Here is a 13,931-nt window from a genome sequence, read left to right on the forward strand (position 1 = left end):
AAAAAAACCGTCCTTAAGGACAGCTCCAATTACTGTTATCATCATCTACATTTTCTATTAACTGCGATAACCATAACGTAGATCATTGGCTGTCACAATACCTACCAGATGATCTTGATCGGTAACAATCACACTATCATTGCGGAAATATTCAGCACGCTGCTCTGCAAGCTGCTGTACATCAGTTACATTATGATGAACATCAACAATAAGAGGCTTTTGTGTCATCAACTTCACAATTCGTTGCATCTGAAATTCATCCATGCCTGAACGTCTATTCACACGAAAGAAAAAGCGAGCACACATCACGATACCTACTGGATGATTGTGCTTATCACAGACTACAATACTTTCAGCTTCAGGATAACTGGACATGACTTTAAGCGTTTGTTCACATGTCTGCTTGGTTGTGACTTGAGGAGCACTACGAAGAAGATCAGTAAGGGTTAACGTGTCTTCAGGTGGACGACTATCTGGAAATGAAGGTATCGCTACTGCTTGCAAAGACGTAGCTTCATTTGTTCTCGCTTGTCTCAGCAAGGGCTTCAGCATCTGACTAATCATGATCCATCGCCTTCTTTCTATGATTCAGAGTATATATAAATCGTACTCTTTCAAGATTAAAGGCGATAACGAATCATGTGAAATACATGTAAATGCTATTTGGTAACATTATTACAGATCGTTTAGCGTCCATTCATCACGCCAAGATAATGTAATTGCACCATCGTCTGCTATTTTAATAGGTAACCAGATATAACGTGAATCTTTGAGGCTATCTTTTTTCCAGCGATCTCCCATATAGATAAATTTACCGGGTGCTCCTTCTACCGGAATAATATGTGTGCTTTGCGAACCAAATGTAGTCTGACTATCCGGTGCAAAATTTTTCAACGGTGCCCACGGACCAAAGATATGATCAGCTACTGTATATTTAGCAACATTCGGGTCCCAGCCAGTCGCTCCAGAAGTCACCATATAGTACTTGCCGTTGTGCTTGAACATCGCTGGTGCTTCACGCTGTGCTCCCGGGAATACACGTACATAATCTTCACCATAGACCGATTGATATTCCTGATCCCGTTCTGCTTTGCCTTCTTTGTGCCAACCTGTAATATCAGTATAGTCATCGTTTAACTTGGAAATGTAGATCGTTAGATTCTCTTCACTGGAATAGACCAGATAAGCGGTTCCATCATCATCTTTGAATAAAGTCATATCTCTTGCCATCCCCGGCTGATCCGGTTGTCCATTGTACTCTGCATCTTTAGGTGCTCGATCCATACGGAATCCTTCTCCATATACAAAAGGTCCTGTTGGTGAATCAGACAGCGCATAGCCCGCTTGAGCTTTGGCATAATTAGCAGTTGATGTCGCACTTGGCCCATCGGTATGCATCCACATAACGTACTTGCCTGTTTTTTCATTATAAATCACTTTAGGGCGTTCGATAATGCGATTCGTTCCAATATCATTAAGTATGTTAGCAGTATCTGTACGTCCTGCATATAATTTAGAAATAACTGGATCATTCGTAAAATCATCTTCCGATTCAATGGCTGTTAATGCTAATCCTTTATCTTCCCAATTATAAAGGTCTTTGGAAGCATATACATGAACGCCACGTGCAGGTAAGTATCCATTGGTCTTATCTTCCCCATACCAGTAATAGGTCTCATCTTGCTGATTGTATAATATCCCGCCACCATGTGCTTGAATAGGTACACCATTCGTATCATTCCAGACCGCACCGGGTGTAAAAGATGAGGTATTCGCTACCTGGATTGCTGAAGAAGTATCATTTGTTGTGGCTGCTGAGATCGATGTAGGCATCCATAAAGAAGTGAACAATACAGACCCACAGACAAGAGGTAGCCATTTTTTACTTGTTGACCATAGATTCATTACATTGCCTCCTTTTATTTTGTATACGCTTACAAAAACATATAAAAAATATACTCCTCTTGTTAGGAAGTATATTTCTCATTGTAATAAAAACCATTTTTTAAGTCAAATATCCAATAAAAGGAAAATGTATGACATATTGTTTAATTATTCGCAATCCAAGTCTCATAACGACTGTGATCATTCCACATATGTTCAAAAATAACTGACCATTTTTCCGCCAGATTAGCATCATGAATAGCGACTAACACTTCATCATTTTCTTCGCTTGATTCATCGGTATAATTAAATGAACCTACAGTAGCAATTTGACGATCTACAATTAACATTTTCTCATGCATTTTACCATCAAATGTATTGATCTTAATCGTTGCTCCTGCTTCTATTAATGTTTGAAGCGCTTTGATTTGTGATTTCTTTTCTACTTTAGTTTTATCTGTAAGAATATGCACTTGCACGCCACGCTTTTGCGCATATTCCAACGCTTGAACAATTGATTCTCGTGACAGATTGTAGATAGCTATATCCAGTGTAGACTGTGCTTTATTGATTAAATTAATAATGAGCTGATCCGGCTTTTGTCCTTCTGCTGAAAAGACATAATCAATCGTTGTTCCCGGATCTGTGGGTGTACTTTGTGTAGTCGGTTCTACAGTAGGCTTGGTCGTAGATGATATATGATCTGAATTTTTTTGAAGTGGGACTGAATATACTTCAGGTGCAATCGTTTTTGAAGTGCTCGAACACGCACTCAATACCATCACTGCACTCAAAAAAGTAAAATGAAGCAAACTTATTTTATGACGTAATAAGGTCATTATGGGCAAAATCCTTTCTTTATGCATCAACTTCGATGAAAGAGACCATTCTTCTTTAATGAATACACCCTATTATAAACCAATGCTCTTTCGAATCAAAATAACACTCTAATAAATACCTTTTATCTTCAATAGATATAAAGGACTTCCACCTCTTTGGCACGAATACTATAACCATCATTCACGATTGGGAGATGATTATTAATGATTAAAGGAATCAGTCAGGCTGGACTTGGTCACATTTCACCTGAAGAATTAGTCCGTTCTGCCGCTACGTATGGATTTGGCGCTGTCGATATGAGTACGGATACATTAGTTGCTAAGTATGGATTAGAAGGAACTCAACAACTTTTGAAAGATCATCATGTTGTATTGGGTTCGATAGGCTTGCCTGTAGAATGGAGTCAGACCGAATCCCTTTTTCGTGAACAATTAACCCGTGTAGCTACAACAGCATATCAAGCTTCTTTACTTGGTTGTGAGAGCTGTTGTACATATATTTTACCTGCTACCGATGAATTACCTGCTGCTTATATGGCGCAGAGTATTGTGCGTTTACGTCAGATCGCTTCTATTTTGGATGCATATGGTATTCGATTAGGGTTAGAATTTGTAGGGCCACATCACTTGCGTACTGCTTGGAAATACCCATTTATTCATAGTGTAGAAGATACCTTAACAATGATTGATGCCATAAATCAGACTAATGTAGGCTTACTGGTCGATACTTATCATTGTTATACAACAGGATTTACAGCGGATGATATTCGTCAATTACGTGCAGATCAGATTGTCCATGTGCATATTAACGATGCCAAAGATATTCCTATGGATCAAGTGCTGGATAATGATCGCTTATATCCTGCTGAAGGAGTCATTGATTTGCGTTCTTTTGTTCAAGCTTTGCAAGATATCGGTTATACGGGCGTAGTAGCACAAGAAATTCTCACACCAGAACCGCCTACCGATTCAATCACGTCATTATGGGAACGTTCAGAGCGTGGATTTAATCATGTATTTCAAGCTCTTTCTACGATCTGATCATCTGTTAATTGATTCTATATATTAAGAATTTAATAAAGATATACAAAATAAGCCCCACCATCCGTCTCTTGTACTCATCAGAGATCAATGGTGGGGCTTTACAATTGAAATGTGCTTATTTTATCTATGGCTATCTATTAATGCTGTTGTTCGATGAAAAATGTGCTGTACTCTGCATATCCTATGGTATCCTGATCATCACTTGTTAATTCAAATGGCTCTATTCTTTTTTTCAAATCCACAGCAAATATGCCTACTTTGGCACCTACCCAATGCCCGGGGTGAATAGGTTCGATATGTGGAATATCAATAAAATGGCTACCATCCAGACTATAACTAAATTGAGATAACCCTGCATGCAAAATAGATACCGGAATCTGATCTTCTCTTGCGGTGCTTGCAGGTGCAGGATGATCGTCTTGCTTGGTATCTAACCATACTGATACACGCAGATAGATAGGATTGGATATATGTGGTTGTGAAGGATTAACCTGTAGATCATGCAGATCTGTCTGCCAAATGTCTTCTTCAATCGGATGATCAAGCGCTTGCCCCTTAGCATCTTGATCACTATAGCCTTGTGTTAACGATAAACGATAGTGCTGATCTTCATTCTGCTCTATCGCTAAATACGTATATGTTCGTCCAAATACAGTGAGTCCGAATTTCTCAGTCATCGATTTGGGAGCTATCTGCAATCGGGTCGTCGCTGTAAAATGGGATGAAGGTAACTTCTGTAACAACAATTGTGGAGCATCATACAATACCGCCTTGTCCGGTAAGCCTATTTCACGAGATACAAATGGACACGCATATAATCGTAACTCCTGATGTTCATCATCGGTAGCATACCAGTCTGGTTGCGGATTTGCTTGCCATTGCCACTGTGATCCAAAAGTCTGAGTCGCTCCATCTAATAATTGGATCTGTTCCTCATAAAGTGAATACGGTTGCATAGATGTGATATTCGAAGCTTGATTTTCTGAAGAATATTCGATAGCTGGATTGTTATTACGAGTTACAGGCATACGCCATTGTGATACAGGTTCTCCTGCTGTCTGCCCTTGTTGATACTGCCCGATAATAGGCCAACCGTTATCCCATTGCATCGGTTGAAGATGAGTAATTCGTCCATACGCATATTTATCTTGAAAATGTAAAAACCACGACTCTCCTGCCGCTGTCTCTACCCAACTTCCTTGATGTGGTCCATTCACTTCACTATTTCCTTGTTGCAACACAATCCGATCTTCATAGGGTCCGAAAATATGGTCCGCACGCAAAACAACTTGCCAACCATGACTAACTCCTCCCGCAGGAGCAAATAAGTAATACTTTCCTTCACGTTTGTAACACTTGGGGCCTTCCATAACAGGATGAACCGATCCACCATCATACACAATTTGTCCTTCACCCAGAAGTTCACGACCATCTGCACTCATACGGAACATTTGCAATTTACTTCGAATCCCTGAACGACTATGAGCAAAAGCATGCACAAGATAAGCTTGCCCATCTTCATCCCAAAATGGACACGGATCGATCCATCCTTTGACTTTTTTCAACATATGCGGAGCAGTCCATGGGCCTGTTGGTTGTTCTGCCGAGCACATAAAGATACCTTCATCCGGCGTACTGAAAAACACCCAAAAACGTCCATTCTGATAGCGAAGACTAGGTGCCCATACCCCTTCTCCATGTCTAGGCTGATCATAATCAGACGAACCTTCTAGAAATTCTAACTTGGGCAAAATATAATGAATCAACTTCCAATGTACAAGATCTGTAGAATGAAGTAAGGGTAATCCCGGAACATGCGCAAAACTAGAAGCCACCATGTAGAAATCATCCCCTACCGCAATAGCATCAGGATCAGAATAATCTTCATGAATAATAGGGTTCGTATAGATTTGTGGATCAGACTGTAATGTCATTGATAATATCCTCCTTTAATCTATTATGTTAACGTGTTCATTTCCACTTCTATCATACTCTAAATGTCTATAGAAATTAAAGTATACGCTTACAAATTTAGTAATTCAAACTATAAATACGCTCTCAGTTCAATCATAAAAGCCCTTATAAATTAGACTACTTATTTTATTCAAATTAGTGGTACTGAAATGTATGTAGATGGAGCAGAATCTTTGCTATCTTAATATAAAAAAAGCGCCCTGCGATAAGCAGACGGCGCTTTTTTTATTTACTTTTATATGCAAGACATGATGCGATATGACTCAAGCAGATGTTTAGACGTATGCGTTACGTGTGTACGACAACAACGACTCTACATTCACAATCGGTATAATTTTACCATTCACTTCAAATGCATTCGGCAAAATATCACGGCTATTTACTTCCGGGTTTTCTTTCAACTCTGATTCTTCTACAGTCGCTGTATTGTCTAGCTCATCCACTAGTAGAGCAACACGAGTACGACGAAGCAAAATCATTTTGTCTGTTTCTTTCGGTTCTTCATAAGACACAGCCAATACTTTACGCAGATTAACCAACGGGTACAATGCTCCACGAATCGTGATCAATCCTTCATGCCAATCTTCTGAAAAGGGTAACGGTGTTCCTTTTTTAGCAGTTTGAATTTCATCAATTTCATTAAAGTTAATAGCATAAGCTTGACCTGCTACATAAAATACAATCAATTCGATTTTCATAATGATTAGCTCCTCGAACAATATAATCTGACATTTGCGTATATATCCTTTATCGACCAAATGGCTCATATTCTTTACTACTTTCTCTATTCCTCTACATGTACGTACATTTAACCACAGAAAATACACATTATAGACAGGTCTATTATCTATTTTGATCTATATTCTTGAAATATGTTTAAATAAATGCTACTATTTAGAAAATTAGTGTATGTATCAGTTTATTATTAATGTTTATATAAACTATAAATGTACGTACATATTTTTTAAATCAAACTTGTAAGCGTTACCTGAAAATAAATCAGGATAATGCTATACCACACTTCAAGGAGACGATATCATGACCAACTTACCTGAATTCAAAAATCCGATTGTGGAACAACGAGCTGATCCGTGGATCTACAAACATACAGATGGATACTATTATTTCACAGCTTCTGTACCTGAATATGATCGACTAGACGTAAGACGTGCTCAGACGATCCAAGGATTAGCTGATGCTCCTGCGGTAACCGTATGGCGCAAACCAGACCACGGACCGCTTAGCAACCTGATCTGGGCTCCAGAGCTACATTACATTAATGAGAAATGGTATATCTACTTCGCTGCTGCTGATGTTCCTGAACCGGTGAATGGTACATTTAATCATCGTATGTATGTGATCGAGACAGATGCTGCTAATCCATTAGAAGGTCAATGGGTAGAAAAAGGACAAATCATTACAGAGTGGGAATCTTTCGCACTGGATGCAACCACTTTCCAACATAATGGCACCCTTTATTATGTATGGGCACAACGTGATTATGATATCCCGGGCAATTCCAATCTTTACATTTCAGAAATGGAAAATCCGTGGACTCTTAAAGGTAAACAAACGATGTTGACTAAACCTGAACTGGATTGGGAAGTAATTGGTTTCCTTGTAAATGAAGGTCCAGCTGTGCTCAAACGTAATGGCAAAATCTTTATTACGTATTCTGCAAGCGCTACCGATGAGAATTATTGCATGGGATTACTGACTGCTGATGAGAATAGTGATCTATTAGATGTGAACTCATGGCACAAATCGCCACAACCTGTATTTACAAGTGCTGCTGAAAATGGTCAATACGGCCCCGGGCATAACAGCTTTACCCGTACTGAAGATGATCAACATGATGTACTTGTCTATCATGGACGTAATTACACTGAAATTACAGGCGATCCATTATACGATCCTAACCGCCATACACGCGCACAAGTGATTACATGGAATGAAGATGGTACACCGAACTTTGGCAAGCCTGTGCCTGATGCAGGATTTGTTCGTTCTTAAATCAAGATTTGTTTGTTCATAAATAGAGACAACGATATGGATACGGAGATGAGTGAATCATGAAGTTAAACAATATCAAATTACCAAAATGGAATTTTTGGAATTTTGGCGGATTGTTCTTTTTCTACTTTTTAATCTGGGCAGTTGTACTTGCTTTCTTACCGATCTGGTTAAAAGAAGAAGCAGGGCTTGATGCTAGCCATACTGGACTTGTATTTTCAGCAATTTCGTTAATCGCTTTATGTTATCAACCGTTTTTCGGTGTGATTTCAGACAAATTAGGATTCCGTAAAAACTTATTCTGGTTTGTTGTTATTGTTGCTTTATTTATGGGACCCTTCTTTACCTTTTTATTTATTCCACTTCTTCAATATAATATCTGGGTAGGCGCGATTATTGGTGGTATTTACCTGAGTGCTGTTTTCCAGGGTGGTGTTGGGGTCGTTGAAGCGTATATTGAACGTGCTAGTCGTGCCAGTTCAATCGAATACGGTCGTGTACGTCTTTTCGGTTCAATTGCCGGTGCTACAGCGACTTTAATCGGCGGAATGATGTATCTGTATAATCCTATCAGTATTTTCTGGTTCGCGTCTTGTTCTGCGGCTATATTGGGGATTCTATTGCATACAGCTAAAGTTGATCCTTCGGCAAGTGCAGCCGGTGTACCTGCGGATTCGAATGAAGCTTCTAGTGAAATTACCAAAGAACGTGTATTTTCGATTTTCAAACTTAAAAATTTCTGGTTCTTGTCTCTACTGATTGTCGGTACAGCAAGTGTGTACGATGTATTTGATCAACAATTCCCGAACTATTATAATCAATTCTTTGCTTCTCCTGATTTAGGTACACAGCGCTTTAGTGAACTGGTGTCTTTACAAACAGCGATTGAAGCGATCTTGATGATCTTTATGCCATTTATTATTAACAAAATTGGAGCCAAAAACGGACTGTTACTTTTCGGATTATTAACGTTTGTACGTATTTTTGGAACCGCTATCGCAACAGACACTGTCAGCTTATCATTACTTCGTTTGATTGCTGCTGTTGAAATGCCATTGTTGTTAGTATCCATTTTCAAATACATTACAAGCGTGTTCGATATTAGACTTTCCGCTACGATCTATTTGTTAGCGTTTAACTTTGCCAAGCAAGCCGCTATTGTGGTCTTCTCAAGTATTGCCGGTAATATGTACACCAGTATTGGTTTCCAAAATACGTATTACTTCTTGAGCGCCATCGTATTACTGATTACGGTGATTTCGATCTTTGGACTATCCAATGATAAAAACAAACGTGAGCCTGTAGGAAGCGTTACACCGAAGCAAAATAAAGAACGAATGGTAGCTATGCCTAAAGTATAATGTAGCTTGATAAGCAGTATATGTAAGCGTTATTAGTAAGCGTCATCAGAACGATATAAGTTGTTGAAGGTAGATATCATAATACAAAAAAGCCTTTCAGTCTTTTACGCTGAAAGGCTTTTTTATTTTTAATTATTTAGAGAAAATTACTAATACTACATTTCATATAACATACTTTTTTTCAAAAATACTTTTGGTGATCTATATGACTGCTAAAGTTCCTTACTCAACATCTAAGCCTTTTTCCATTTCAGATCTAAAAGAATCGGTGGAATATACTTTGGACTGACAAAATCATATTGTAAATCCATATTTAATTGTCCAAGTAAAATATTAAGATCTTGATCTAATTTTAATTTCCATCGATCACTGACCACAGCCTCGTTTTGGTTTACACAGTTCATTGCTTGTTCCCAAGACATACTGAGATCGAAACTATTATTAACACTATTAATATATTCGTTGTAATTCTGCTGTTGATGAAGTTCAGTTTCTTGGTCTATTTCAGAGTCCCATACCAAATCAAAATCTGGACCATGCAAACCAGATTTTTCAATAAATTCTTTAAATTCATCAGATACAAAACAGTACTTACTTGGAAATTCAGGAATTTTAAATATTTTATTATTTGTAGTTATAAGTTCTTTATTAAAATATATTTTTTTGTAATTTGTTTTTTTACCTTTTTTTGAAAAATCAGCAATTGATTTATCTTGGTCTACACAGTCAATCACATTAATAATATTAAGAAGAAAAAATGAGTGGTTCTCATGAATAAGAGGTAAAAATTCTACTTCTCCTTCCAAAAAAATTTCAATTTTTTTCTTTGCTTCTATACCTATTACGGGTGCACTAGGAAGAAACGATGGAAAATCTTTATACTTTTTTTTGCTTCCTTCAATAAAAACTTCAAATGGTATCCACTCTTTAATGAGAGATTGACCTCGGATATTATCTAAAAAATCAATCCATTCACCTATAGTCAGTACAATATTTTTTTCACTACTAGTTATTTTCCAAATTTTCATTTTTTTCCTCTACTCTAATAGATTTTCAAAAATAAATTTCACTTTTTTTATAATATTTATATCATTATAACGAATTAATTGCATATTTAATTTACTATCACCATTATCTGTAGGGTATAGATAGATTAATATTTTATGCAACTTATACATAGGCATCTATATTAATTAAAAAATTTTGTTTTCTCTATAATTTTATAACTATAAAAGGGTTGAATTTACAATTCATTTTGGTACAATATGGTTTGGTTATAAGAACCATACCAATTCAATCTAATGAACGGTTTAAAGGAGTCTACTCGTGAATAATCTAGTGAAAGAACGCTGGTATGCTGTGCTGGGTATTGCTATTGTATTTGGTGGTATTTTGGTTATCAAAGCATTCAGTGGCGATCTATAATTTGAATTCAACTATAACGGCTTAATGCCAACACAATGTTACTGTAGCAAAAAGAGCTTAAACGATGTCGGGAAATAATCACCCATGACATTGTTCAAGCTCTTTTTGTGTATATTTTTAGCATATATCATATATTCGGTTAGCTTGTTAGTATTGCTTGAGATTCAATATATGCTCATAATGAGTCTAATCTTATTCACTTCTTATCTTGGTTACTAGCTATGATATTAGCTTAATTTATACAATAGTTCACCTGAACGTGTATTAGGCTGTGTTGCAGATTGTAGATCATTATAATCATTAATATTGGTTACAATCACAGGTGTAATCGTCTCATATCCTGCATCACGTACTGCTTTGAGATCGAACTCCATTAATAGATCCCCGATCTTCACTGTTTCTCCTGCTTTGGCATGAGGTGTAAAATGTTGACCTTTGAGCTTCACCGTATCGATTCCGATATGAATTAACATTTCGGTTCCGGTGTCGCTTACAAGTCCAATTGCATGTCCACTTTTGGAAACAGAGAATACTGTTCCATTTACAGGTGATACAATTCGTCCTTCTGTCGGTTCGATCGCTACCCCTTTACCCATAATTTCTTGAGAAAATGCAGGATCATTGACAGCGCTAAGTGGCTTCACTTCACCAGCTACAGGGCTGAAAATATCGGTGGCAACCACTTGATGAATAGTCGGTTGGTGAATATCAATGACATTCGATGCTGCTACCTGATGACTTGTTGCAGATTGACTATTACCTTCAGTATTGGCAACCGGAGTAGATTCAGACTCTTCTGTCTTTTCTTTAATTCCTGCAAAATAAGTAATCGCTGTTGCAGATACTAGAGCAACGACACCACCTAATAGTGCATAGATTAGTGTACTGATCGATGGGCTGATAAATGCTGCTACACTCGGTAGACCCACCAATCCGGTAATCACGTACGATTTAACATGGAAGATACCCATAAATGCTCCACCTATCGCTCCACCGATTAGAGCAGCAATAAATGGTTTTTTGAATTTCATATTGATACCATACATAGCAGGTTCCGTGATCCCCATAATAGCAGTTAAACCTGTAGAGAAGCCAAGCGATTTGGTTTGAGCATTCTTGGAACGAAGACCTACGCCTAGTGCTCCACCTGCTTGCGCCCAGTTAGCGGCAAACATCAAAGGAATAATAAAGTCATATCCTAATGTTGTAATCGAACCGATAACAATCGGTGTCAAAGCATAATGCATACCTGTAATAATTAACAATGACATCGTACCACCGATTAGAATACTTGCGACAATCGACATATTTTCAAATAACCAAGCGATTCCACCGGATAATCCATTTCCGATAATAGACCCTAATGGTCCAATAGCAATCAATGTTAAAGGCACCATAACTAACAATGTAATCGTAGGTACGACTAATAATTTGAGCGATACGTGAGTAAAGCGATCTACTACCTTTTCTACATAAGAAGCGATCCAGATCGCAATCACGATCGGAATAACTGTCGAAGAATACGTTGCTGCTACTACTGGAATACTAGCAAATGTTACCGCTTGCCCTGAACCCAATAATGCGGTGATCGTCGGGTGCATAATAGCGGCTCCTAAGGCTGCCCCGATATACATATTACTGCCCAGCTTACGAGAAGCACTAATCGCTAGAATAATCGGTAAGAAGTAAAATGCTCCATCTCCGATGGCTGACAAAATAATGTAAGTAGAGCTTGTGTTAGACATCCAGCCTAAGGCTACAAGGATCGCTACGATCCCTTTGATCATCCCTGCGCCGGTAATTGCAGGTAAGATCGGTGTAAACATACCTGAAATAAAATCAAACAGCGTACTGATTGGATTCTGTTTCTTTTTGGGTTTGGATGAAGATGTATTTTCAGTCTGCCCTGCTCCAGGTATCTTTTTGATTAATTCTTTGTATACATTGGCGACTTCATTTCCAATAATAACTTGAAATTGACCGCCATTTTTCATGACACCCATTACGCCGGGTGTTTGTTCCAATTGAGCTTTGTTGGCTAGATTATCATCATTCAAGTTAAAACGAAGTCTGGTCATACAATGAGTGACCTGATCAATATTACTTGTACCGCCGACTAAATCCAGTATGTCTTGTGATAATTTCTCTCTATCCATAGTAAGCTTCTCCTTTTTATATAGGGCTATTACGATTAGGATACAAAAAAACCTAAATGCTTATAAATGAGTCAGTCTACACTGACAGTACATACAATGCTTCTATAGCATATTGCATGATCATCTATCCACATTCAGGTTTTGCCTAATTAAAGTCACAATCCCATTCATTGATGTATTTACTTGTGTGAGTTGGTTCATGATACTACCCTTCTGATCGTTCTGTCTGTTCAGCCTTAGTAATCCGTTCGATATGAATCGTGAGATACAGCAATTCATCTTTGGAAAGGCTACGCTGGTGAATTTTGCTGGTGTAGGACTCAATTTTCTGTGCACATGCATAAGCGTTAGGATACTGGACTTTGACCATATCATGTAACGAATTGTCTCCACTATCGCTTACTGTATCATGGAGTACGCGCTGTGCGAAAAACTTTAAATGCGTCAAAAAGCGGAAATAACTTAATGATTCTTCATCCATTTCAAAAACATAATGTCGGGTAACGATTCGTAGAACATCTTTGACGATATTGGTCATACTGATCGTCTCGCTCATCTCACCGTTCAATTGTGAGTTCACGAAATGGAGCGCTATAAATCCACCTTCATCTTCAGTCAGCTCAACACCTAATTTGTCTTCAATCATTTGGAGCGCTTTCATACCGATTACATATTCTTTACGGTATAACTTTTTGATCTCCCAAAGAATCGCATTCCGAATCTCTATTCCTTGTCGATAACGTTCTATCGCAAAATGAATATGATCGGTCAGTGAGATATAAATGCTGTCATGCAATTTGCTTCCGAGTATCGTCTGCGCATATCGGATAATTTCGTCTGAACAATCTACGTATTCGATGGGAATGTCTGATAATAATGTCATCAACTTTTGTGAGACTTCCCTGCTTTCGAGCTTGAATACTTTTTCTACTTTTGTCTCATCCACCAGATCGCCAGGGTGCTTTTTGAAACCGATACCTCGACCCATGACCACCAGCTCCTGTTCAGAAGCATTGATGACTGTGACAACATTATTATTCAGCACTTGTGCTATTTTCATTCCCATCACCTTTTACTATCAAAATAGTCAAAAAGGCAAAACCAAAAATGACTTGGAGCGTCAATTTCGGTTTTGCCTGAGTAATCAGTAACAATCCGTGTTTTTGGTTTTCTGTGAATCCATAGTAACATACGCTCAAAATGTTAGCAACACTTTTTTGTAAGCACTTACTTCA

General features: G+C 38.0%; 11 protein-coding genes. 3 read left to right on the forward strand and 8 right to left on the reverse strand.

Annotated features, from left to right (window positions below):
* Positions 1–57: 57 nt before the first annotated feature.
* The 3 genes from PaeCFBP13512_RS18040 to PaeCFBP13512_RS18050 form a co-directional block, all read right to left on the reverse strand.
* A complete protein-coding gene (locus tag PaeCFBP13512_RS18040; RefSeq protein WP_137225046.1) occupies positions 58–564 on the reverse strand; it encodes a CBS domain-containing protein in 507 nt (168 codons plus the stop codon).
* A gap of 111 nt (positions 565–675) precedes the next feature.
* Positions 676–1,905 (reverse strand): glycoside hydrolase family 43 protein, encoded by a 1,230-nt coding sequence (locus PaeCFBP13512_RS18045; protein ID WP_206665609.1) that lies wholly within the window; start codon positions 1,903–1,905, stop codon positions 676–678.
* Positions 1,906–2,048: 143 nt separating this feature from the next.
* A complete protein-coding gene (locus tag PaeCFBP13512_RS18050) occupies positions 2,049–2,723 on the reverse strand; it encodes a phospholipase D-like domain-containing protein (RefSeq protein WP_161594306.1) in 675 nt (224 codons plus the stop codon).
* A gap of 204 nt (positions 2,724–2,927) precedes the next feature.
* Between PaeCFBP13512_RS18050 and PaeCFBP13512_RS18055 the strand changes: the two genes are divergently transcribed.
* Positions 2,928–3,764 (forward strand): sugar phosphate isomerase/epimerase family protein, encoded by an 837-nt coding sequence (locus tag PaeCFBP13512_RS18055; protein WP_137225050.1) that lies wholly within the window; start codon positions 2,928–2,930, stop codon positions 3,762–3,764.
* 140 nt (positions 3,765–3,904) lie between these two features.
* Here the strand turns inward: PaeCFBP13512_RS18055 and PaeCFBP13512_RS18060 are convergent, their stop codons facing one another.
* On the reverse strand, positions 3,905–5,701 hold the full coding sequence (locus PaeCFBP13512_RS18060; RefSeq protein WP_137225052.1) for a glycoside hydrolase family 43 protein: 1,797 nt from the start codon (positions 5,699–5,701) through the stop codon (positions 3,905–3,907).
* Between the two features lie 315 nt (positions 5,702–6,016).
* Positions 6,017–6,439: a chemotaxis protein CheW gene (locus tag PaeCFBP13512_RS18065; protein WP_069328409.1), complete on the reverse strand. Its 423-nt coding sequence runs from the start codon at positions 6,437–6,439 to the stop codon at positions 6,017–6,019.
* Between the two features lie 340 nt (positions 6,440–6,779).
* Here PaeCFBP13512_RS18065 and PaeCFBP13512_RS18070 point away from each other — a divergent pair, with 340 nt between their 5' ends.
* A complete protein-coding gene (locus PaeCFBP13512_RS18070; protein ID WP_137225054.1) occupies positions 6,780–7,754 on the forward strand; it encodes a glycoside hydrolase family 43 protein in 975 nt (324 codons plus the stop codon).
* 59 nt (positions 7,755–7,813) lie between these two features.
* A complete protein-coding gene (locus tag PaeCFBP13512_RS18075; protein WP_241669425.1) occupies positions 7,814–9,115 on the forward strand; it encodes an MFS transporter in 1,302 nt (433 codons plus the stop codon).
* A gap of 233 nt (positions 9,116–9,348) precedes the next feature.
* Here the strand turns inward: PaeCFBP13512_RS18075 and PaeCFBP13512_RS18080 are convergent, their stop codons facing one another.
* From PaeCFBP13512_RS18080 to licT, 3 genes are all read right to left on the reverse strand, one after another.
* Positions 9,349–10,143 (reverse strand): imm11 family protein, encoded by a 795-nt coding sequence (locus PaeCFBP13512_RS18080; RefSeq protein ID WP_137225056.1) that lies wholly within the window; start codon positions 10,141–10,143, stop codon positions 9,349–9,351.
* 624 nt (positions 10,144–10,767) lie between these two features.
* The gene (locus PaeCFBP13512_RS18085) at positions 10,768–12,696 is read right to left on the reverse strand and encodes a beta-glucoside-specific PTS transporter subunit IIABC (RefSeq protein WP_069328411.1); all 1,929 of its coding nucleotides are present in this window, start codon (positions 12,694–12,696) and stop codon (positions 10,768–10,770) included.
* A gap of 205 nt (positions 12,697–12,901) precedes the next feature.
* Positions 12,902–13,756 (reverse strand): BglG family transcription antiterminator LicT, encoded by an 855-nt coding sequence (licT, locus tag PaeCFBP13512_RS18090; protein WP_137225058.1) that lies wholly within the window; start codon positions 13,754–13,756, stop codon positions 12,902–12,904.
* Positions 13,757–13,931 lie beyond the last annotated feature (175 nt).

This window comes from Paenibacillus sp. CFBP13512, from assembly GCF_005233705.1.
GTDB lineage: Bacteria > Bacillota > Bacilli > Paenibacillales > Paenibacillaceae > Saccharibacillus > Saccharibacillus nuruki.

What these genes read in the sequence shown, in the direction of transcription:
- PaeCFBP13512_RS18080 (WP_137225056.1), bottom strand. Translation starts at nt 10,143, where the DNA reads ATGAAAATTTGGAAAATAACTAGTAGTGAAAAAAATATTGTACTGACT.
- PaeCFBP13512_RS18085 (WP_069328411.1), bottom strand. Translation starts at nt 12,696, where the DNA reads ATGGATAGAGAGAAATTATCACAAGACATACTGGATTTAGTCGGCGGT.
- licT (WP_137225058.1), bottom strand. Translation starts at nt 13,756, where the DNA reads ATGAAAATAGCACAAGTGCTGAATAATAATGTTGTCACAGTCATCAAT.
- PaeCFBP13512_RS18070 (WP_137225054.1), top strand. Translation starts at nt 6,780, where the DNA reads ATGACCAACTTACCTGAATTCAAAAATCCGATTGTGGAACAACGAGCT.
- PaeCFBP13512_RS18055 (WP_137225050.1), top strand. Translation starts at nt 2,928, where the DNA reads ATGATTAAAGGAATCAGTCAGGCTGGACTTGGTCACATTTCACCTGAA.
- PaeCFBP13512_RS18050 (WP_161594306.1), bottom strand. Translation starts at nt 2,723, where the DNA reads ATGACCTTATTACGTCATAAAATAAGTTTGCTTCATTTTACTTTTTTG.
- PaeCFBP13512_RS18045 (WP_206665609.1), bottom strand. Translation starts at nt 1,905, where the DNA reads ATGAATCTATGGTCAACAAGTAAAAAATGGCTACCTCTTGTCTGTGGG.
- PaeCFBP13512_RS18075 (WP_241669425.1), top strand. Translation starts at nt 7,814, where the DNA reads ATGAAGTTAAACAATATCAAATTACCAAAATGGAATTTTTGGAATTTT.
- PaeCFBP13512_RS18040 (WP_137225046.1), bottom strand. Translation starts at nt 564, where the DNA reads ATGATTAGTCAGATGCTGAAGCCCTTGCTGAGACAAGCGAGAACAAAT.
- PaeCFBP13512_RS18060 (WP_137225052.1), bottom strand. Translation starts at nt 5,701, where the DNA reads ATGACATTACAGTCTGATCCACAAATCTATACGAACCCTATTATTCAT.
- PaeCFBP13512_RS18065 (WP_069328409.1), bottom strand. Translation starts at nt 6,439, where the DNA reads ATGAAAATCGAATTGATTGTATTTTATGTAGCAGGTCAAGCTTATGCT.